This is a genomic window from Parahaliea mediterranea, assembly GCF_017255185.1.
Lineage (GTDB): Bacteria > Pseudomonadota > Gammaproteobacteria > Pseudomonadales > Halieaceae > JAFKCZ01.
In genome coordinates this window covers 231,507-251,717 of the sequence record NZ_JAFKCZ010000005.1, presented here as the reverse complement: position 1 = coordinate 251,717, position 20,211 = coordinate 231,507, and the positions used below count along the sequence as shown (strand labels likewise).

Sequence of the window (20,211 nt, the reverse complement as noted above, 5' to 3'; positions counted from 1 at the left end):
GCCAAATGTTTGGAGACCCCTCGCCCACCGCGCCGCAGCGCATCGGCTTTCTGCTGCTGCCCGGCTTTTCCATGATCGGCCTGTCGGCCATGGTGGACCCCTTGCGCTGGGCCAACACGCTGGCGCGGGAGGCATTGTACCACTGGCAGATGTTGTCGCTGCGCGGCCGCCCGGTGCGCTCCAGCAACGACATCAGCCTGATGGCGGACCAGGCGGTGGAGCGGGTCGAGGGCATCGACACCCTCGTGGTCTGCGCCGGTTTCCACCCCCAGGAACAGCTCAGCGGCAAACTCACCGGCGCCCTGCGCCGCCTGGCCGCCCTCGGCGTCGACCTGGGCGGCCAGGATACCGGCAGCTACATCCTGGCGGCGGCGGGGCTGCTCGACGGCTACAGCGCCACCATCCACTGGGAGAACCACGACAGCTACCGGGAGGCCTTTCGCAACGTCAACGTGGTGCCGGAACTGTTCGAAATCGACCGCAACCGCTTTTCCTGTTCCGGCGGACTGTCGGGCCTGGACATGATGCTCTACCTGGTGCGGCAACAGCACGGCGCCGAGCTGGCGGCGGCGATTTCCGACCAGCTGATCTACCACACGATGCGCGAGGGCAGCGATCCGCAGCGCCTGTCGCTGCAATCCCGCTACGGCGTGGCCAATGCCAAGCTGCTGGAGACCATCGAGAACATGCAGCGGCACTTCGAACACCCCCTGCCGATTCCCGAACTGGCGCGCATGGTGCACATTTCCGAGCGCGAGCTGGAGCGCCTGTTCCGCGGCCACATGGACACCACACCGCTAGCCTTCTACCGCCGCCTGCGGCTGGAAAAAGCCCAGCTGCTCCTCCAGCAGACCAGCTTCAGCATCACCAATATCGCCCTGCGCTGCGGTTTTGGTTCCACTTCGCATTTTTCGCGCAGCTACCACCGGCATTTTGGCTATTCGCCGCGGGGGGAGCGGCGGCGGTAGGCGGGGGGTGTTGGGCCGGTATCGTCGTTTTGGTGGGTTTGGTCGAATGAATTCGACCCTACACGGACGTGTGGCGCCCCCCCTGTAGGGCGGAATTCATTCCGCCGCTTTTGGTCGAATGAATTCGACCCTACACGGACGGTGGCGCATCCCCCTGTAGGGCGGAATTCATTCCGCCGCTTTTGGTCGAATGAATTCGACCCTACACGGACGTGTGGCGCCCCCCTGTAGGGCGGAATTCATTCCGCCGCTTTTGGTCGAATGAATTCGACCCTACACGGACGTGTGGCGCATCCCCCTGTAGGGCGGAATTCATTCCGCCGCTTTTGGTCGAATGAATTCGACCCTACACGGACGTGTGGCGCGCCCCCTGTAGGGCCGAATTCATTCGGCCGACCCAGCGCGGCCCAACATACCCACCATGCGCACGCCGGCACGGCCGCCTTCTGTCGCATTCCGGCAAAGACTCTTCGTATTCCCGCAAAACCTTTTGGCGCGCTGCGCTAGGGTGTGCGGCAACATCCGAGGAGGCAGCATGAACCCCGACACCATCATCACCTGCGCCGTCACCGGCGCCGGCAACCCGGGCAAGCACCCCAACTTCCCCGTCACCCCCGCGCAGATCGCCGATGCCGCCATCGAGGCCGGGCGCGCCGGCGCCGCGGTGGCACACCTGCACGTGCGCGATCCCGACAGCGCCGCGCCCTCGCGCGACCTGGCGCTCTACCGCGAGGTGGTGGAGCGCATCCGCGACAGCGACTCCGACATCATCATCAACATCACCGCCGGCATGGGCGGCGACTTCGTGCCGGGGGACGACAATCCCGGCGTCGGCGGCGAAGGCACCGACATGATCGGCGCCGCCGAGCGCATCGCCCATATCGAGGCGCTGCGGCCGGAGATCTGCACCCTGGACTGCGGCAGCATCAACTTCGGCGACGACTACGTGTACATCTCCACCCCGCCGATCCTGCGGGAGATGGCCGCGCGGGTGAAAGCCATCGGCGTGAAGCCGGAACTGGAGGTCTTCGAGCTGGGCCACCTGGCCTTCGCCAACCAGATGCACGCCGACGGCCTGCTTGAGGCCCCCGCCCTGTACCAGCTGTGCCTGGGCATACCCTGGGGCGCGCCGGCCAATACCACCGCGATGAAAGCCATGGTCGACATGCTGCCGGCGGGTTGCAACTGGGCCGGCTTCGGCATCGGCCGCCTGCAGATGCCGATGGTGGCCCAGGCCGTCCTGCTCGGCGGCAACGTGCGGGTAGGCCTGGAGGACAACCTCTACCTGGAGCGCGGCGTATTCGCCAGCAACGGCGAGCTGGTGGACAGGGCCGCCGGCATCATCCGCGCCATGGGCGGCAGCACCGCCAGCCCCGCGCGAGCGCGGGAAATTCTCGGCCTGCGGGGCAGCCAGTAATGGTCATGGAGGACTCGGCAATGACGACACAACGACCCACCCCCGAAGACGTCACCACCGTCGGCATCCTCGGCACCGGCGTCATCGGCGGCGCCTGGGCCCTGCACTTTTTGCGCATGGGCAAGGACGTGCTGGTATGGGACAGCGCCCCCGGCGCCGAGCCGCGCCTGCGCGACAAGGTCGCGGACAAGTGGCCGGTGCTGGAACAACTGGGCCTGCGCGAGGGCGCGAGCCCCGAGCGCCTGCGCTTTGCCGATTCCCTCGAAGGTTTCTGCCAGAGCGTGGACATCATCCAGGAGAGCACCCCGGAAGACCTGGCGCAAAAGCAGGCGCTGTTCGCCGAGCTGGACGCGCTCACACCGGAGCACGTGGTGATCTCCTCCAGCACCTCAGGCCTGCTGATGACCGACATCCAGCGCGACTGTAAAAATCCCGGGCGTACCGTGGTCTGCCACCCCTTCAACCCGCCCTACATGATCCCCTTCTGCGAGGTGGTCGGCGGCGAGCGCTCCGACGACGCGGCGGTGGACTGGGCGGCGACCTTTTTCCAGCTCAACGGCAAGCAGGTGGCGCGCATGCAGCGCGAACTGCCGGGCTTTATCGGTAACCGCCTGCAGGATGCCATCTGGCGCGAGGCCTTGCACATGGTGGACAAGGGCGAGTGCAGCGTGGCCGACATCGACAAGGCCATCGCCTACGGCCCCGGCCTGCGCTGGGCCATCATGGGGCCCTGTGCGAACATGGCCCTGTGCGGCGGCGAGGGCGGCATGCGCCGCATGCTGGACCACTTCGGCCCCTCGCTGAAGGAACCCTGGACCCGCCTGGTGGCGCCGGAGCTGACCGATAAACTCTACAACGACATGGTCGAGGGCTTCGACGCGGCCACCGGCGGGCGCAGCATGGCGGAGCTCGCCCAAGAGCTGGACGACTGCCTGATCCGCATCCAGCGCGTGCTCGGCGAGTACCGCCGGGAACAGGGCATCGACCGCTAAAGCGCCAGCGACCAGCGACCAGCGACAACGACAGCAAACACAACGACAACCAAGACCAAGGAGACAGCCATGACCCACCGCTGCCTGCGCGCCCTCGGCGCCCTGCTCACCGCCGCCGCGCTCGGCGTACTGGCGGCCTGCGAAGGCGCCCCCCCGCAAACCGCTGGTGACAAGGCGACGCCGGGCGCGGCAACACCCGCGACGCGCGATTACGCGGTGGGTTCCAGCACCTTCTTCATCCACGACGAAAGCCGGCCCTTCGACGCGGTGGCCGGCGTGCACAGCGGTATTCGTACCCTGATCACCGAGATCTGGTACCCCGTGGACCCGGAGAGCCTCGACGCCGACAGCCGCCGCCCCACCTGGGGCGACTACGTGTTCGGCGACCGGGACGTCCACCGGCGGATGATGACCGCCACCACCTTCTTCCACCTGACCCCCGACAGCGTGCGCGAGGGGGTCGACCAGGCACAGATCGACGACGCCATCGAGGAGCTGTTCCAGCGCGAGCGCGACAGCTACCTCGATGCGCCGCTGGCGAGCGCCGGCGCCCCCTTCCCGGTGGTGGTGGTCTCCCACGGCGACGCCGGCAGCCGCTACAACATGGCCACCGCCAGCCAGTACCTGGCGCGCCACGGCTATGTGGTGATCGCCGCCGACCACACCGGCAACTCCCCCTACGCCATGATCGGCAGCGACCCGGCCCTCGACCCTGAGAGCGGCGACCCCGCCTTCCGCGCGGCGATGGCGGAGGTGCTGCCGCTGCTGGACAGTCACGGCGTCTACGGTAGCGAGGACACCTACGGCCAGAGCTATACACCGCTGGGCCAGGGCTTCTCGCCGGAGGGCTTTGGCCAGCTGGACCAGTCCCTGCTGCAGCGGGTGAACGATTTGCGGGCGGTACTCGACGAGCTGGAAACCATGAACCGCGAGGGCCGCTTCGCCGGTCGCCTGGACCTGTCGCGCATCGGCCTGATGGGGCGCTCCTTCGGCGGCGCCACCACCCTCGCGGGGTTGATGCTGGAGGAGCGTTTCACATCGGGCTTCGCCGTGGTGCCGCCGTCGATGCCGGACATCCGCCAAGGGTTGCCGCCGGAAATGCGGGTGGCGTCGCCCGGCGAGTCGGCCATCCTCGCGGCGGAGGGCCCCTTCGCCCTGGCCAGCCTGCACAAGCCCACCTTCATCCTCGCCGGCGGCGAGGACAGCCTGATCCTCGGCCTCGGCGCGCGGGTGGCGGCCTCCGCCGGCGCCGCGCCGCCGACCGCGGAGCACCCCTACCCCGTGCTGGAGCAGGCCGTGGCGGCCGCCGAGGTGCCCGCCGCACTGGCGGTGGTGAAGAACACCAACCACGGCAGCTTCGGCGTGTCCGGCCCCTACTGGTGGCCGCAACTGAAGCCGGATACCTTCGCGCGGTTTTTCCAGCCCGGGGAGAACTACACCCTGCTGGAGGCCGACACCGCCCACCGCATCCAGCGGGAGATGGCCCTGGCCTTCTTCGACTTCACCCTGGGCGGCGACGAGTCCGGCCTGCGCACGCTGCAAGGCAATCCCTGGGCGCGGCACCAGACCTCGCTGCAGTTGCGGGGTTTCGACGGGTAAGTCGGGCGGGGGCCAGGCGCGGCCCCCGGGTAACTGTCAGATGGGGTCGGGCACCGCGGATGCCGCCACCCGCCCCGGTCCGAGGGGCCGCAGGGCGGCGAGGGCGAAAATCACGGCGGTGGCCAATACTGACAGGTTGACCCACAGCGCCGCGCCGGACAGCGCCGCGGCGCCGAATTTGAGCGCGTGCCCCACCACCAGGGCCAGCATTACCGCGGCCCCCGCCCACAACAGGTGGCGACGCGCGCGGCGGTCCTCATCGAGCACGCGACTGAAGCCGCAGGCCGCCAGCAACACCCCCCAGAACACCGCGGTGGCGGGCACGTTCAGGATCACCTGCACAAAGGCGCTGGCCGCCAGCGCCAGCGGGCTGCCCCAGACAAAACCGGTCCACAGGCTGTTGAGGGCATCGCGGCCCTTGCGCCGCGCGAACCAGATATTGATGCCGGACACCGACACCACGGTCAGCGCCAGCCCCAGCACCACGTAGGCGATTTTCACCGGCAAACCGCCGAAGTGGCCGAAGTGCAGGCGGTAGACCGAGAAGATCGCCTGCTTGCCGGCCTCGCCATCGGCGAAACCCACCCGATCCAGGTAATGGCCGGCGCTGTCGAAGCGGAACTGGTCGGCGTAGATCAGCCGCCGCGGGTACTCGGCACCCACCAGCATGAACTGCTGTGGCGTATCCACCGCTTCCAGGGTGACGTAGAAGGGCGTGACCTGCGGCGCCATCGCGCGCACCTGGTTCACCGCGCTGCCCACCGCCGCCGGCCCTTGCAGCTGCTGTTCCAGCCGCGGCTCGCCGCCGAAGATCTCCGCCACCACCGCGTCGGTATCGCCGCCGTAGAAGCTCTTGGCGATCACCAGGGTGATCAGCGCCGCCAGGCCGAAATAGGCCCCGGTGACCGCGATCATCAAGTGAAAGGGGGTGCCCCAGACGCTGAGGCGGTTGTGGATGTCCACCTGCTCCATGCGCTTGGAGCCGCGCAGGCGCAGGCTGAAAGCGTCCTTGAACAGGCGCGGGTGGGCCAGCAGGCCGGACACGATCAAGCCGCACAGCAGCACCCCGAGCAGGCTGACCACGATCATGCCCCAGGCTTCCGGCAGGTGCAGGTAGAGGTGCAGGTGCAGCAGGATATGGGTCCAGTCGTGGGCCACCGGCTCGCCCAGGCTGCCGTCGCGGTTGACGAACCAGCCGACGTTATCGGTGGCCACGGTGGCCCGGGGCATGTCCGCCCGGGGCAGGCCGATGTAGACGTGCTCGGTGGGCTCGCCGTCCCGGGCCAGGGCCTCGGCGTAGGCGCCGTCGAAGACCGCCGGATCGTAGTCGAGGTATTCCTCCGCCGCAGGCTGCTCCCAGCGCTCGAACTCCAGGTAGAACACCGCCAGGGTGCCCGACAGGCACACCAGGTACATCAGCGCCCCGGCCAGCAGGCCGAGCCAGGAGTGGCTGGCGAGGGACTGCTTGACCAGCGCGGGGGACAGGGCGAGTTTCATGGGGTCCTCACAGCAAGAGCATCAGCGCCGGCAGCGTGGCGGCACACAGCAGCGCGGCGGCCGGCCGCGCCGGGCGCGTATCGGCACAGGCCCAGTAGGCCGCCAGGCCCCAGACCACCGGCACCAGTAACACCGCCAACACCATCTTGTCGGTGGGATGCCAGGGCAACAGGCCGCACAGCAGCACGGTGGAGAAAATGGACGCGGCGCCGGCCAGGGGCACCACAACGAAAAACAGGAACAGGTGGCGGCCCCAGGAGCGGGGGTCGACCGCGACCGCCTGGGTGGACGCGGGGCGGCTCTGTTTGCGCTCGCGCACCTCGAAATTGAACAGCACCAGCAAACCGCCCAGCAGACTCAGGGCAATCAGCGCGAAACTGATACCGAACTCAGCGCCCCAGGCCCGGCTCCAGGCCCACGGGGAGGCCGCGATCAGCAACCAGCTCAAGGCCACCACCCGGCCGCCGGACAGCGCCAGCCGCCGCCAGGAACTGTAAAGCCCGAGCACCCCGGAGGCCCCGAGAACGACACCCAACCACGCGTACACAGATTACCCCACTGCCTGAAATACCGGCCCCGACCACAAGATCGGGAACCGGACAAAGCAGTAATGATAATGAGTTTAATTCTCGCTTACAATCCGTGCGCTGTCAGGCATACCGCCCGGGAGGTCGCCCCGGGGCCGGGGCCCGAATGGCCTCAATACTCATAGATCAGGTCGATGCCGTAGGTGCGCGGCTCGCCGAACATCGCGGTGGGCACCCCGGCGTTGAAGTGGGCGATGTAATAGGTCTTGTCCTCCAGGTTCTTGCCCCACAGCGCCACGCGCAGGTCGCCGCTCGGCACCGGCAGCCGCGACAGGGTCAGGCGCGCGTTCAACAGGCCGTAGTCGCCGACGATGTACTCGCCGGACTCGGCGGTGCTGCTGGTGAACTTGTCGTCCTGCCAGCTGTAGTTGAGGTTGGCCCGCAGCTCGCCGAAGGGCAGCGGCGGCAGGGTGTAGTCGAGATCGGCGGTCACCGTGTTGCGCGGGCTCTGGGTAAAGCGGAACAGGTCGCTGAGGTCGGCGCCGGTGGCGTCGGTAATCTCGTCGTACTGTGCGTCCAGGTAGCCGTAGCGCAGGTTGGCGCTAAAGCCCTCGAACAACAGCGCGGTGGCGTCGAGCTCGAAGCCGGTGATGGTCGCCTCGCCGGCGTTGAGCACGTCGGTCAGGCTAATGTCCCCGGGGTCGGACTGGACGTTGATCTGGATGTCCTCGTAGTCCGCCTGGAATACCGCGGCGTTGACGCGCAGGCGGCGGTCCCACAACTCCATCTTGGCGCCGATTTCGTAGGAGGTCAGGGTCTCCTCGCCAAAGCCGCGCTCGAAGGCCTCGATGCTGCTGGCGCGGGTATTGAAGCCGCCGGTCTTGTAGCCCTCCACCAGCTTGGCGTAGAGGTTGATGTCGTCGCCGAGGTCGTAGGCCACCACCAGCGAGGGGCTGGTGTTGGTGAAGGTGTTGTCGCCCGCGCCGGCGCCGCGCGGGATCACGATGTCGGTGCCGACGGGCTGGATGGCCTCGGCCTTCGACGCCTCGCGCCGGTCCTCGGACCAGCGCAGGCCCAGGGTCAGGTGCAGGCGTTGCCGCAGGATGTCGGGGGTCCAGGTGGCCTGGCCGAAGGCGGCGATCGCCTCGTTGGCGATATCGCCCAGGTTGAGGCTGTGGATGCTGTTGGCCGGCACCAGGGTGTCGCTGAAATAGCTGCCGTCCTCGTCGAAATAGTACAGGCCGGCGATGTACTGCAGGCCGCCGTCCCGGGATTCACCCAGCAGCTGTAGCTCCTGGCTCCACTGCTCCTGCTCGATGTCCGAGCTGGTGCGGAAGATCGGGAAGGGGCCGTACACCCCGGTGTGGTAATCCATGTTCTGGTAGTTATCCAGGGAGCGGTAGGCGGTGATCGATTTCAGGGTCACCAGTGGCGAGACGTCCCAGGCGGCCACCAGGCTGTGGCCATCTGCGGTCACGTCGTTGGCCTCGACATTTTGCACCGCGGGGTCGCCGGCGTCGGGTATCGGCGCGGTCCGCGGGTACAGGGGGACCGCCGCGGCGTACACCGGGCTGTCGCCGATATCCGAGCGGTCGTAGGCGTAGCGCAGGCTGAAGGTGTCCGCCGGCCGCCACAGCACATCCGCCCGCCAGGCGTCCCGCTCGCGATCGCCGAAGCGCGACTCGCCGCCGCCGGCGTTGTCGATAAAGCCGTCCTGGCTCGCCGTCACGTAGCCGACGCGCGCCGCCAGGGTATCGCCCAGGGGCACGTTGACGGTGGTCTTGGAGCGGAACAAGTCGCGGCTGCCGGCGGTGAACTGCTGCTTGAAGCCCCACTCACCGATAGAGGGCTGCTCGGTGATGTAATTGATCGCGCCGCCGGTGGCGTTGCGCCCGTAGAGCGTGCCCTGGGGCCCGCGCAGCACCTCGATGCGGGCGATATCCGCCGCCTCCATGGCCAGACCCTGGGTGCGCGCCAGGTACACGCCGTCCATGTACACCGCCACGCTGGGGTCCTGGGTGATCTGGTCGTCGCTGTTGCCGATGCCGCGCACATAGATCCGCGCGGTGGCGGCGCTGTTGGGGTGCGGCGTGAGCTGCAGGTTGGGCACCACGCTGCGCAGGTCGGTCAAATCCTCGATGCCGCGGGTCTCCAGTTCGTCGCTGCCCAGGGCGGCGAGAGAAATCGGGGTGTCCTGCAGGGACTCCTCGCGCTTCTGGGCGGTGACCACCACCTCTTCGAGCATGGGCTGGGCGGTGGCCAGCAAAGGCGCGGCCAGCACAGACGCGGACAACATCGGGGCCCCGGCCAGACGGGCCAGGGGTCGCTTGCGGGGGGTATTCATGGCTGAAAACCTCATTGTTATAAACAGTTTTACCTACCTTCGTGCAGGTAGATTTTGCGAGACTACCTACACGCAGGTAGATTTTCAAGACGGGGGAACATACAGTTTCCGTTGTCGACGCGGCCGCCTATGATAGGCGGCGAGCCAGCAGGGTTAACGGGAGCACCATGGGAGCAGTACCAGTCAGCCGGGGCGAGCAGACCCGGGAGCGCATACTAGACGCCGCCGAAACCATCTTCGCCGAGCAGGACTATTCCGCCGCGCGACTGGAGGACGTGGCCCAGGCGGTGGGGATTCGCCGCGCCTCCATCGTGTATTACTTCTCGGGCAAGCAGGAGCTCTACGACGCCGTGGAACAGCGCGTGTTCGACGCCATGATGGCGCGCACCCGGCAGGCCCTGGACCCCGACGCGCCGGCCATCGATCGCGTGCTGTCGCTGATCGACAGCTGGCTGGATTTCATGGTGGAGCGCCCCACCGTGCCCCGGCTACTGCTGCGCGACAGCGCCAATACCTACCCCAACGCCTCGGCGCCGGTGCGTATCTCGGCCATCGCCCTGCAGGCCTGGGAGGAGGTGGTGCGCGCGGGCCAGGCCAGCGGCGAGCTGGCGCCGGCCAACCCCATGCACCTGCTCCACCTGCTCGGCGCCAGCCCCATCTACTACGCCGCCACCGGCCAGTTGCTGGGCGAGGAGCGCAGCTACGATCCGGCCGCGCCGGAACAGCTGGAAGCCTTTCGCGGCCTGCTGCACAAAAGCGCCCGCGCCCTGTTACTGCCCCATACGGACTGAGGGACGCCAGCGTGGACCTGCCGCTGGCCGCCCAGGCCGCGCTGTGGGGCGGCCTGTCCGGCCTGGCCCTGGTGCTGGGCGCGGCCATCGGCTACTTCGCGCGGCTGCCGCAGCACGCGGTCGCCAGTGTCATGGCCTTTGGCACCGGGGTGCTGATATCCGCCCTGACCCTGGAGTTGATGGAGAGCGCGGTGGCCGGTGGCGGCCTGCCCGCCGCGGCGGCGGGCTTTGCCTTCGGCGTCTGCATCTACTCCGGGGCCAACGCCGTGCTGGCGCTCTACGGCGCCCGCCACCGCAAGCACTCCCGGCGTCCGCCCGCCAGGGCGCGGCGCGAGGTCAGCGCGCCGGCGGCCAGCGCGGCCATCGCCCTCGGCGCCCTGCTCGACGGTGTCCCCGAATCCGCGGCCATCGGCGTCAGCCTGCTGGACGGCAAGGGCGTGGCGCTGGTGACCGTATTCGCGATTTTTATCTCCAACGTCCCCGAGGGGCTGTCCAGCGCCGCCGGCATGCGCCAGGCCGGCAAGTCCGCGGCGGCGGTGTTCAGCCTGTGGACCGCCATCGCCCTGGCCTCCGCCGGCGCGGCCTGGTTCGGCTACAGCGTGCTGGGCCAGCTGGGTCCCGCCTACATCGCCTTCGCCATGGCCACCGCGGCGGGGGCCATCCTGGTGATGATTATCCAGACCATGGTGCCGGAGGCTTTCGAGGAAATGCACGGCGTGACCGGCCCCATCGCCGCCTTCGGCTTCCTGCTGGCCTTTTGCGCCAGCGCGGCCTTTGGCTAGCACTGCTATTGCGAGCGCGCTACTCTATAAATATCATCCCCATCCCGCCGATAGCGGTTTCCAACCAGCAGTAACAATGAACGGGTAATACAGTGAAACTCTCTGCCTTTGGCCAGAAATTCGCCGGCCAGTCCGGCATCGTACAATTGATGGACGACCTCGGGGCCGCGCTCAGCGACAACCCGGACATGATCTTCATGGGCGGCGGCAATCCCGGGCGCCTGCCGGAAGTGGAAGCCGTGTTCCAGCAGCGGCTGGAGGCCATCATGGCCGACCCGCAACAGCGCCACAGCCTGTTCGGTATCTACCAGTCACCCCAGGGCGACCGCGAGTTCCGCGAGGAACTGGCCGCCTTCCTGCGCCGCCAGATGGGCTGGCAGGTCACGGCTGACAATATCGCGGTGAGCAACGGCAGCCAGTCGGCTTTCTTCGTGCTGTTCAACATGCTGGCCGGAGACATGGGCGACGGCAGCCATCGCCATATCCACCTGCCCCTGGCACCGGAGTACATTGGCTACGGCGATACCGGCCTGGGCCCCGATCTGTTCCGGGCCAGCCGACCGAGTATCGAACTGCTCGACGACCACCTGTTCAAATACCACGTGGACTTTTCACGCCTGGCGCTGTCGGAGGATGCCGCCGCACTGTGCGTGTCCCGTCCCACCAACCCCACTGGCAATGTGCTCACTGACGAGGAAATCGTCCACCTGGACGAGATCGCCCGCCAGCGCGACATACCGCTGATCGTGGACGGCGCCTACGGCCTGCCCTTCCCCAACATCCTGTTCGAATCCGCGCAGTGTCACTGGAACGACAACACCATCCTGGCCCTCAGCCTGTCCAAGCTGGGCCTGCCGGGCGCGCGCACCGGCATCGTCGTCGCCCGGGAGGATATTGTCCGCGCCTTCACCAACGCCAACACCATCGTCAGCCTGTCCAGCGGCACCCTGGGCCCCGCCCTCGCCCGGGCGCTGTTCGCCAGCGGCGAAATCCTCAGCCTGTCGCGCGACTACATCACGCCGTTCTACCGCGAGCGCTCGCAGCAAACACTGCAGTGGTTCCGCGAGGCACTCGGCGACCTGCCCTACCACATCCACAAGCCCGAGGGCGCCATTTTCCTGTGGCTGTGGTTCGAGGGCCTGCCGATCTCCAGCCAGGAACTGTACGAGCGCCTCAAGCAGCGCGGGGTGCTGGTGGTGCCCGGGCACAATTTCTTCGTCGGCCTGGAGGAGTCCTGGCCGCACAAGCACGAGTGCCTGCGGGTGTCCTACGCCCAGGACGCCGACACCGTGAAACGCGGCGTGGCCATCATCGCCGACGAAGTGGCGCGGGCCTACGGCGGCTGAGTGCGAACCAGGGCCGGTTCACACTCACTGCAACGCAGCGCGCATAATGTTGTCTGCTAATCTATAGCCCCAAATCACGACAAGGAGTCTCCATGCCGCGCGTCCTGCTGTACCTGATCGCCGTACCCGTCCTGCTGGTGGTCGCCGCGGCGCTGTTGATACCGTTGCTGGTCGACGAGGACAGGCTGATGGCGCTGGCCGCGGACACCCTTGAACAGCGGACCGGCGCCACGCTGACCGTCAACGGCGGGGCCAGCTTCAGCCTGCTGCCGCGCATTGCGCTGGAACTGGATGAAGTCGAACTCGCCCTCCCGGGAGAGGCCCAGCCCGACCTCAGCGCGCGCTCGCTGGATATCGGCGTGCAGCTCATGCCCCTGTTCTCCGGCAAAGTGGAAATCGAAGCGCTGTTACTGAAGGGGCTGCTGGTCAACGTGCCGCCGGCCCCCAAACAACCCGCCGTCGATACCAGCGAAATGAGCGACGCCGAACTGGACGCCTACTACACCGCCCGCCGCGAGGCGCTCACGCAGGCCGGACGGCGCGGCGGCGCGGGTGACGCCCTCGCGCTGCCGATGGCGCTGGAAGTGGGCCACCTCTCGCTGGCCAACTCGCGGGTGGTGCTGCTGGCCGAGGGCAACGGCGAGCACACGGTGATCGACATCGACCGGCTGGAGGCCAGCGACCTCAACCTGGAGGGCCGGCCGGTGCCGTTCAGGCTGGCGCTGATCCTGCCCCGTGGCGACGGTGTCGAGCCCGTGAAGGTGGCACTGGAAACCACCTTTACCCTGGATGCCCAGGCGCAGGCCCTGACCCTGCCGGCACTCAGCGCCACCGTATCCGGGGCCACCACGCAACCGCTTGAACTGAGCGCGACCGGCACCGCCGACCTGCAACGCCTGGCGGCGGACCTCGACCTGCAACTAACCATCGGCGCCGCCAGCGGCCAGGGCAAGGTGCGCTACGCCACCTTCGAGAGCCCCCAGATCGACGCCGACCTGCACTTCAACCAGCTGAGCCCGGCGCTGCTCGCGCTCGCCGGCCCGGACGCCGCCAGCGAGGAGGACGACGACGATGCACAGGCCTCCGGCGACGAACCACTGCCCCTGGATGCGCTGCGCGCCATCGACAGCCGTGTCGACCTGCGCGTCGACACCGCCACCGTCGACGCCCACGACATCCACGACCTGCAGCTGAAGTTGCGGGCCGTGGACGGGGTACTGCGCGTCAACCGCCTGAGCGGCCAGGTCCACGGCGGCGAGCTGTCAATGAGCGCCACCATCGACGGCAAGCACAACAGTGCCCGCCTGGACACCAAGGGCAGCGTCAGCGGCCTGGACATCCCGCAACTGCTTCGCGCCCTCGAGGCCGAGCCGACGGTCGGCGGCAAGGCCAACCTGAACTGGGAACTGGCCAGCAGTGGCGCCACCGCCAACGCCCTGCGGCGCGAGCTGCACGGCCCGATCGCCCTGCACACCAGTGAACTGGTACTGCACGGCATGGGCATCGAGCGCATGCTGTGCAAGACCGTGGCCCTGGTCAACCGGGAACAACTGTCCGCCGACCTGCCAGAGGACAGCGCCTTCGAGGCCCTAACCGTGGACATCCAGGTGGAACAGGGCGTGGCGCGACTGGCCCCGCTGCGGGCGGAGTTGCCACACGTGGCGCTGACCGGCACCGGCGATATTGACCTGGAGACGCAGGGCTTCGAGGCGGTGTTCAAGGCCCGCCTCGACCAGGGGCTGTCGGAAATGGACCCCGCCTGCCGCGTCAACGAACGCTTTACCGCCATCGACTGGCCGGTGAACTGCGCGGGCAGCCTGGGCGGCGACCCGGGGCAGTGGTGCAAGGTGGACAGCGGGGAGATCGTCGAGGAACTGACCAAAAACGAAGTTCAGCGCAAGGTGCAAAAAGAAGCCGGGCGCCTGTTCGACAAGCTACTGAACAAGGACAAAGGCAAGGAGTGACGGGGCAGCCCTCGCTGGGGCAGCCCTTGCTGGGGTGGCTCTTGCTGGGGTGGCTCTTGCTGGGGCGGCCCTTGCTGGGGTGGCCCTTGCTGGGGTGGCCCGCGCTGGGGTAGCCCGCGCTGGGGTGGCTCTTGCTGGGGTGGCTCTCGGTCGAATGAATTCGACCCTACATTGGTATCCGCTCCCCGGTCGGATGAATTCGACCCTGCATCAGCACCCCTGTAGGGCGGAATTCATTCCGCCTGCGCCCCGGGTCGAATGGGCACCCCTGTCGGGCGGAGAACCGGCCCCTCTTTTGGGGTTATTCATTCCGCCGGCGCTTGGTCGATAAAATTCGACCCTGGGGAATAACCCCCTGTAGGGTCGAATTCATTCGACCGGGAACGCGGACACTCAGCGCAAACCGAGCCCCACGATCTCCACCCGCGCGGCGGCGCCAAACAACAGCGAGGCGTTCGCTTCCAGGGTTTCCGGCGGCATCACCGAAGGCCAGGCGCCGGCATCGAACAGCTCCTGAATATACCCCTCGATGGTGTTCAGGCCGGCGGCCAGCTCGGCGTCCTCGCCGGGGTCGATGCCCTCGATCCGCGCCCGGGCGGTGCGGGTAAAGCCGTAGGCGTCCTGATACTCGTGGCCGTTGACGACCTTGCCGTCCACCACGCCAATGCCGTACTCCTCGGCCGCGGTACGCAACAGGTTGACCGCCACCTGGATCTGCAGCGCGGCACTGGCGCCGCCCACCGCCGCCTCGGCGGCACTGATTCCGGCCAGCACGTCAGTGTAAGCCGCCTCCACGGCTTCCGGCGTACTGTCGTCGCTCTCCACCGCCCGGGTCAGCGCGCCGAGCTGCCCGCCGAAACCGCTGGAGCCCCGGGCCTCGAAAGCCGGCACCAGGTCCGCGTACAGCTCGCTCCTGGGATGCTTCATGTGGGTGCGCGCGTGCTCGATGTGGCCGGCCCGGTACAGCTCCAGCCCCACCAGCAGGTGCCCGCGCATCAGGCCCAGCTGGGTCAGGTAGGCGACATCGTTGGTGGCCGGATTGACGTCGCGTGGCAGGCCTTCACCTTCACCCTCGCCGCCCTCGCCGCCGGCCGGCATCGCCGCCTGGGCCGGCGCCGCCGCGTCCGCCCCGTGCTGGGCGTGGGCCCCGATGGCGCCGGCACCCACCAGGGCCGCGAGGCTCAGGCTCGACCACAGTTTTGTCCGCTTGTGCATTTTGCTTCCTTCTCTGTCTCGATATGATGCCGGGCGAGCAACGGGCCGCCGGCGGAAATTGGATGGTTTATCCAGGCACAGGATATTTGAAAATGATTCTTATTAACAGCGCGAAAAACGGGGAGTCATTCCCGTGTTGACCTGCATCGACGGGGTGATCGACGCGCCCACCCTGGCGGCGGTGCGCGAGCAACTGGCGGACCCGGCACGCTTTCAATCCGGGGCGGCCACCGCCGCGGGCCGCGCGCGACAGGTCAAACACAACCTGCAGGGCGTGGATACCGACCCCCAGGTGCGTGGCGTCACCCGCCTGCTGGAGCGAACGCTGTGGGAACACCCCGTATTTCGCGCGGCGGCGCGGCCCCGCCAGCTGGCGCGCCTGCTGCTGAGCCGCTACGAGGCGGGCATGGCCTACGGCACCCATATCGACGCGCCGCAGATCGACGGCGTGCGCACCGACGTGTCCTTCACCCTGTTCCTGTCCGAGCCCGACAGCTACGAAGGCGGCGAGCTGGTCATCGAGTCCGGCGCCGGGGAGGACGCCATCAAACTGCCCGCGGGAGCCCTGGTGTGCTACCCCTCCAGCTTCCTTCATCGGGTGGCACCGGTGACCGCCGGCACCCGGCTGGTGGCGGTGGGCTGGGTGCGCAGCGAGGTGCGTTCCGCGGAGCAACGCGGCCTGCTGTTCGCCCTGGACAGCGCCCTGGCGCGCCTGGCGGAACAGCCCGGCGACCCGGCGGCCATCGCCGAGCTTTCCAATATCCGCGCCAATCTTGTGCGTATGTGGCTGGATGCCTAGCCATCCATCGAATTCCCTCGAGCGGGGAGTGGCGCAATGAATTGCGCCCTACAGGTGGCGCCGCATACCGCGCAGGGTCGAATGCATTCGACCATGGCGCAATGATTTGCGCCCGGCAGGTGGCACCGCATAGCGCGTAGGGTCGAATGCATTCGACCATGGCGCAGTAAATTGCGCCCGAGAGGTAGCACCGCATAGCGCGTAGGGTCGAATGCATTCGACCATGGCGCAGTAAATTGCGCCCGAGAGGCGGCACCGCATAGCGCGTAGGGTCGAATTCATTCGACCAACCCCAGCCCGGGGGCCCGGCCGCCAGCTAGATCGACCGACTGAGCTCCTTGATGGTCACATTGAGGATCTGGTCGTTCTCGGTGTAATCCACCGGGCAGTCGATGAGGTGCACCCCTGGTGTATCGAGGCACTCCCGCAACAGCGGCGCCAGTGCCGCGGTGCTCTGAACCCGGTGGCCGTGGGCACCGTAACTTTCGGCGTATTTCACGAAATCCGGGTTGCCGTACTGCAGCCCCCAGTCGGCGAAGCCCATGTTGGCCTGCTTCCAGCGAATCATGCCGTAGGAGTCGTCGTTGAGGATCAGGCAGGTGAGGTTCATGCCCAGGCGCACCGCGGTTTCCAGCTCCTGGCTGTTCATCATGAAACCGCCGTCGCCGCAGATCGCCATCACCTTGCGCCCGGGATTGACCAGGTGCGCCGCCATCGCCGAGGGCAGGCCGGCACCCATGGTGGCCAGGGCGTTGTCCAGCAGCACGGTGTTGGAGCCGTGGGCGGTGTAGTTGCGCGCGAACCAGATCTTGTAGATGCCGTTGTCCAGGCAGATGATGCCGTCGTCGGGCATGGCCGCGCGCACCTCCGCCACCAGGCGCTGGGGGTAGACCGGGAAGCGATCGTCGTCACGACCGTCGGCGATGTGGGCGTCGTGGTGGCGCTTGACCGCCATCATGCGGGCGAAGTCCCAGTCGAGGTCGTCGCGTTCCGCCAGGCCGTTCTTGATCTGCCAGATGGCGTTGGCGATATCCCCGACCACTTCCAGCTGCGGAAAGTACACCGGGTCCACCTCCGCCGAGCGGAAAGAGACGTGGATCACCTGGGTGCCCTCGGACACTTCCACCGGGTTGGTCTCGTGGTGGTCCGAGCCCTGGGCCATGCGCCCGTGCTGCATGAAGAACGGCGGTTTCTCGATCACATCGTGGCCGATGTTGACGATCAGGTCCGCCGCCTCGATGGCCCGGTGCACAAAGTCGCCGGCGGACAGCGCGGCGCAGCCCATGTACAGGGGGTGGCGCTCGTCGATCACCCCCTTGCCCAGCTGGGTGGTGACGAAGGGAATGCCGAACTGGTCCACCAGCTGGGTGAGCATCTTGCTGGTGAGCTTGCGATTGGCGCCGGCGCCGATCACCAGGATCGGCGAGCGCGCCGCGGCGATGCGCTCCACCGCGAAGCGGATGGCCTTCTCCTCCGCCACCGGGCGGCGCACGGTGGACGCGGGGATCGGGTATTGCTCGGTATCCTCGTCGGCGATGTCCTCGGGTAGCTCCAGATGCACCGCCCCGGGCTTCTCCTCCTCGGCCAGGCGAATGGCCTCGCGCACCCGGCTGGGAATGTTGTCCGCCGACACCAGCTGGTGGCTGTACTTGGTGATCGGGTCCATCATCTCCACCACGTCCAGGATCTGGAAGCGGCCCTGCTTGGACTTCTTCACCGGCTTCTGGCCGGTGATCATCAGCATGGGCATGCCGCCGAGCTGGGCGTAGGCCGCGGCGGTGGTGAGGTTGGTGGCGCCGGGGCCCAGGGTCGACAGGCACACGCCGGCCTTGCCGGTAAAGCGCCCGCAGGTGGCCGCCATGAAACCGGCCGCCTGCTCGTGGCGGGTGAGAATCAACTTGATCTGTTGCGAGCGGGACAGGGAGTCGAGGAAATCCAGGTTTTCCTCCCCCGGTATCCCGAACACGTACTCGATCCCCTCCTGCTCCAGTGCCCTGACCAGCAAATCCGAGGCCTTGGTCATGCCGCTCTCCCCTTTTCGCAAATGGCATCAGGGATGATAGCTGGAAAGACCCTAACTTACCGTTGTAGGGCCGAATTTATTCGGCCAAAAGAGGTGCTCGCAGCATCAATGGCCGAATAAATTCGACCCTACAGAGGGCAACATACCCTGTTTTTGACTTGTGTAAGTGCCATTCGTATCCGCCCCCCTTTTCCTTCAGGCCAGGGGGTAGTCGGTGAAGCCTTTCTCGCCGGGGGTATAGAGCGTCGATGTGTCCATTTCCGCCAGCGGCAGGCCCTGTTTCAGGCGTCCCACCAGGTCGGGGTTGGCGATAAAGTGCCGACCAAAGGACACCGCAGCGGCCTCCCCCGCCGCGATCACCGCGTCGGCTTCCTCGGCGCTGTAGCTGTCGTTGACGATCAGCGGGCCGCTGAAGTGCGCGCGCGCCAGGGCCAGGTTGTCCACCGGGCCGCGCGGCATGCGGATGACGTGCAGGTAGGCCAGGCCCATGCCGTCGATACGGTCGAGCAACGCGGCGAAGGTCTCCTCCGGATTGTCGTCGTGCAGGTCGTTGAAGGGGTTGCCGGGGCAGATGCGCAAGCCCACACGGTCGGCGCCGTCGACACTGCACATGGCCTCCAGGACTTCCACCACGAAGCGCAGGCGGTTGTCCAGGCTGCCGCCGTAGCGGTCCTCGCGCCGGTTGGTGCCGGTGGACAGGAACTGCGCCGGCAGGTAGCCGCTGGTGCAGTGCAGTTCCACGCCGTCGAAGCCCGCCGCGTAGGCGTTCTCCGTAGCCCGGCGGTACTCCTCGACCACCCCGGGAATCTCCTCGGTCGCCAGGGCCCGCGGCGTGACCATCGCTTTCATACCGCCCTCGGTGAACATTTCCGCCCCGGCGGCGATGGCCGAGGGCGCCACCGTCTCGGCGTCGGCGGCCTTGTTGTCGGGGTGGGCCACGCGGCCACAGTGCATCACCTGCAGCACCATGGCGCCGCCCGCGGCGTGCACGGCGTCGACCACCTGGCGCCAGGCGGCGACCTGGGCATCGTTGTAAATACCCGGCGTGCGACAGTAGCCCTTGCCGTCCCTGCTGGGGTGGGTGCCCTCGCTGATGACCAGCCCCGCGCCGGCGCGCTGGCGGTAGTACTCGACGTGCAGGCCGGTGACACAGTCGTCGTCCCCCGCCCGCGAGCGGGTCATCGGCGCCATCACCACCCGGTTGGCCAGTTGCAGGCGCCCCAGCGCGACCGGTTCGAACAGTTTCTTCATGATGTTTGCCACCTCAACTTCATCGTTATCAACGCACGCGGATGCGCGGGAAATCCGCGCCGCGGCGCATGGTGTTCAAAAACTCCCCCAGCGGCGCCGGCGCGGCGACCTGCGGCTCGTCACTGTCGGGGGGGTGCCGCCAGAACTCGCGCCAGCTGGGGAACAGCTCGTGCCAGGCGCCGTCGTAGCGCTCGCGGTCCGGCCAGCGCATTTTCTCCGCGCCCACCGGGGGCCGGTTGAGGTCGGTGGCGTACCAGTAGCAGGGCAGCCGGCGGCGGAAGTACCAGCGCCCGTCGATGCGCTCGTAGTTGTCCCAGTACATCATCTGCATGATGACCCACTCGTCCCCGCCCGGGGAGGGGGTCTCGTGCTCGTTCTTGGAGTACACCACGCCATGGGCGTGGTCGGCGTCGTCGAACTCGATGATGTGGTTGCCGGTGTGGTGGGAGGTGCCGGTGAACTGCAGTCGCAGGGTATCGTCGAGCCAGCGCTTGAGGTGGCCGCGGCCAACCTTCTCGCGACTGACACGGATATCCGCGGCGAACAGGTTGACGTGGGCATCGAGGTCGCGCATGTCCAGGGACAGCGCGTACTTGGCCACCAGCTGGCGAATCTCCTCGGTGGATTCGAGCCGGTCCAGCCGCGCTTCGATCGTGTCGCTCATATCTCGCGTCTCTACATTCTGGGTCGAAATTC

The 20,211-nt window shown here is 67.5% G+C and carries 16 protein-coding genes; 9 read left to right on the top strand and 7 right to left on the bottom strand.

Annotated features, from left to right (window positions below; all coding sequences use genetic code 11):
* Nucleotides 1-5 precede the first annotated feature (5 nt).
* The 4 genes from JYP50_RS07980 (at nucleotide 6) to JYP50_RS07965 (ending at nucleotide 4,976) form a co-directional block, all read left to right on the top strand.
* Entirely contained in the window at nucleotides 6-968 is a 963-nt protein-coding gene (locus JYP50_RS07980; protein ID WP_206559969.1) for a GlxA family transcriptional regulator, read from the top strand.
* A gap of 535 nt (nucleotides 969-1,503) precedes the next feature.
* On the top strand, nucleotides 1,504-2,385 hold the full coding sequence (locus tag JYP50_RS07975; protein ID WP_206559968.1) for a 3-keto-5-aminohexanoate cleavage protein: 882 nt from the start codon (nucleotides 1,504-1,506) through the stop codon (nucleotides 2,383-2,385).
* Nucleotides 2,386-2,405: 20 nt separating this feature from the next.
* Nucleotides 2,406-3,377, top strand: a complete 972-nt coding sequence (locus JYP50_RS07970; protein ID WP_206559967.1) for a 3-hydroxyacyl-CoA dehydrogenase NAD-binding domain-containing protein — start codon at nucleotides 2,406-2,408, stop codon at nucleotides 3,375-3,377.
* Nucleotides 3,378-3,446: 69 nt separating this feature from the next.
* On the top strand, nucleotides 3,447-4,976 hold the full coding sequence (locus tag JYP50_RS07965; protein WP_206559966.1) for an alpha/beta hydrolase family protein: 1,530 nt from the start codon (nucleotides 3,447-3,449) through the stop codon (nucleotides 4,974-4,976).
* Nucleotides 4,977-5,012: 36 nt separating this feature from the next.
* On the opposite strand, the gene JYP50_RS07960 is transcribed toward JYP50_RS07965, so the two are convergent.
* From JYP50_RS07960 to JYP50_RS07950, 3 genes are all read right to left on the bottom strand, one after another.
* Nucleotides 5,013-6,473 (bottom strand): PepSY-associated TM helix domain-containing protein, encoded by a 1,461-nt coding sequence (locus JYP50_RS07960; RefSeq protein ID WP_206559965.1) that lies wholly within the window; start codon nucleotides 6,471-6,473, stop codon nucleotides 5,013-5,015.
* A gap of 7 nt (nucleotides 6,474-6,480) precedes the next feature.
* The gene (locus JYP50_RS07955; RefSeq protein ID WP_206559964.1) at nucleotides 6,481-7,020 is read right to left on the bottom strand and encodes a hypothetical protein; all 540 of its coding nucleotides are present in this window, start codon (nucleotides 7,018-7,020) and stop codon (nucleotides 6,481-6,483) included.
* Nucleotides 7,021-7,172: 152 nt separating this feature from the next.
* Nucleotides 7,173-9,344, bottom strand: a complete 2,172-nt coding sequence (locus JYP50_RS07950; RefSeq protein WP_206559963.1) for a TonB-dependent receptor — start codon at nucleotides 9,342-9,344, stop codon at nucleotides 7,173-7,175.
* Between the two features lie 167 nt (nucleotides 9,345-9,511).
* On the opposite strand from JYP50_RS07950, the gene JYP50_RS07945 reads away from it, so the two are divergent.
* The 4 genes from JYP50_RS07945 (at nucleotide 9,512) to JYP50_RS07930 (ending at nucleotide 14,227) form a co-directional block, all read left to right on the top strand.
* Complete coding sequence (locus JYP50_RS07945; RefSeq protein WP_206559962.1) at nucleotides 9,512-10,135, top strand: TetR/AcrR family transcriptional regulator; 624 nt, start codon at nucleotides 9,512-9,514, stop codon at nucleotides 10,133-10,135.
* Between the two features lie 11 nt (nucleotides 10,136-10,146).
* Nucleotides 10,147-10,917, top strand: coding sequence for a ZIP family metal transporter (locus JYP50_RS07940; RefSeq protein ID WP_347136744.1), 771 nt, complete (start codon nucleotides 10,147-10,149; stop codon nucleotides 10,915-10,917).
* Nucleotides 10,918-11,009: 92 nt separating this feature from the next.
* Nucleotides 11,010-12,263: a valine--pyruvate transaminase gene (locus JYP50_RS07935; RefSeq protein WP_206559961.1), complete on the top strand. Its 1,254-nt coding sequence runs from the start codon at nucleotides 11,010-11,012 to the stop codon at nucleotides 12,261-12,263.
* Nucleotides 12,264-12,355: 92 nt separating this feature from the next.
* Complete coding sequence (locus tag JYP50_RS07930) at nucleotides 12,356-14,227, top strand: AsmA family protein (protein WP_206559960.1); 1,872 nt, start codon at nucleotides 12,356-12,358, stop codon at nucleotides 14,225-14,227.
* 393 nt (nucleotides 14,228-14,620) lie between these two features.
* On the opposite strand, the gene JYP50_RS07925 is transcribed toward JYP50_RS07930, so the two are convergent.
* Nucleotides 14,621-15,442, bottom strand: coding sequence for a hypothetical protein (locus JYP50_RS07925; protein WP_206559959.1), 822 nt, complete (start codon nucleotides 15,440-15,442; stop codon nucleotides 14,621-14,623).
* Between the two features lie 133 nt (nucleotides 15,443-15,575).
* Between JYP50_RS07925 and JYP50_RS07920 the strand changes: the two genes are divergently transcribed.
* Nucleotides 15,576-16,241, top strand: coding sequence for a Fe2+-dependent dioxygenase (locus JYP50_RS07920; protein ID WP_206559958.1), 666 nt, complete (start codon nucleotides 15,576-15,578; stop codon nucleotides 16,239-16,241).
* A 316-nt stretch (nucleotides 16,242-16,557) separates the two neighbouring features.
* Here the strand turns inward: JYP50_RS07920 and JYP50_RS07915 are convergent, their stop codons facing one another.
* From JYP50_RS07915 to JYP50_RS07905, 3 genes are all read right to left on the bottom strand, one after another.
* Complete coding sequence (locus JYP50_RS07915) at nucleotides 16,558-18,264, bottom strand: acetolactate synthase large subunit (RefSeq protein ID WP_206559957.1); 1,707 nt, start codon at nucleotides 18,262-18,264, stop codon at nucleotides 16,558-16,560.
* A gap of 195 nt (nucleotides 18,265-18,459) precedes the next feature.
* Entirely contained in the window at nucleotides 18,460-19,515 is a 1,056-nt protein-coding gene (locus tag JYP50_RS07910; RefSeq protein WP_206559956.1) for an alkene reductase, read from the bottom strand.
* Between the two features lie 28 nt (nucleotides 19,516-19,543).
* On the bottom strand, nucleotides 19,544-20,179 hold the full coding sequence (locus JYP50_RS07905; protein WP_206559955.1) for a nuclear transport factor 2 family protein: 636 nt from the start codon (nucleotides 20,177-20,179) through the stop codon (nucleotides 19,544-19,546).
* Nucleotides 20,180-20,211: the final 32 nt, after the last annotated feature.

What these genes read in the sequence shown, in the direction of transcription:
- JYP50_RS07980 (WP_206559969.1), top strand. Translation starts at nt 6, where the DNA reads ATGTTTGGAGACCCCTCGCCCACCGCGCCGCAGCGCATCGGCTTTCTG.
- JYP50_RS07975 (WP_206559968.1), top strand. Translation starts at nt 1,504, where the DNA reads ATGAACCCCGACACCATCATCACCTGCGCCGTCACCGGCGCCGGCAAC.
- JYP50_RS07970 (WP_206559967.1), top strand. Translation starts at nt 2,406, where the DNA reads ATGACGACACAACGACCCACCCCCGAAGACGTCACCACCGTCGGCATC.
- JYP50_RS07965 (WP_206559966.1), top strand. Translation starts at nt 3,447, where the DNA reads ATGACCCACCGCTGCCTGCGCGCCCTCGGCGCCCTGCTCACCGCCGCC.
- JYP50_RS07960 (WP_206559965.1), bottom strand. Translation starts at nt 6,473, where the DNA reads ATGAAACTCGCCCTGTCCCCCGCGCTGGTCAAGCAGTCCCTCGCCAGC.
- JYP50_RS07950 (WP_206559963.1), bottom strand. Translation starts at nt 9,344, where the DNA reads ATGAATACCCCCCGCAAGCGACCCCTGGCCCGTCTGGCCGGGGCCCCG.
- JYP50_RS07945 (WP_206559962.1), top strand. Translation starts at nt 9,512, where the DNA reads ATGGGAGCAGTACCAGTCAGCCGGGGCGAGCAGACCCGGGAGCGCATA.
- JYP50_RS07930 (WP_206559960.1), top strand. Translation starts at nt 12,356, where the DNA reads ATGCCGCGCGTCCTGCTGTACCTGATCGCCGTACCCGTCCTGCTGGTG.
- JYP50_RS07925 (WP_206559959.1), bottom strand. Translation starts at nt 15,442, where the DNA reads ATGCACAAGCGGACAAAACTGTGGTCGAGCCTGAGCCTCGCGGCCCTG.
- JYP50_RS07915 (WP_206559957.1), bottom strand. Translation starts at nt 18,264, where the DNA reads ATGACCAAGGCCTCGGATTTGCTGGTCAGGGCACTGGAGCAGGAGGGG.
- JYP50_RS07910 (WP_206559956.1), bottom strand. Translation starts at nt 19,515, where the DNA reads ATGAAGAAACTGTTCGAACCGGTCGCGCTGGGGCGCCTGCAACTGGCC.
- JYP50_RS07905 (WP_206559955.1), bottom strand. Translation starts at nt 20,179, where the DNA reads ATGAGCGACACGATCGAAGCGCGGCTGGACCGGCTCGAATCCACCGAG.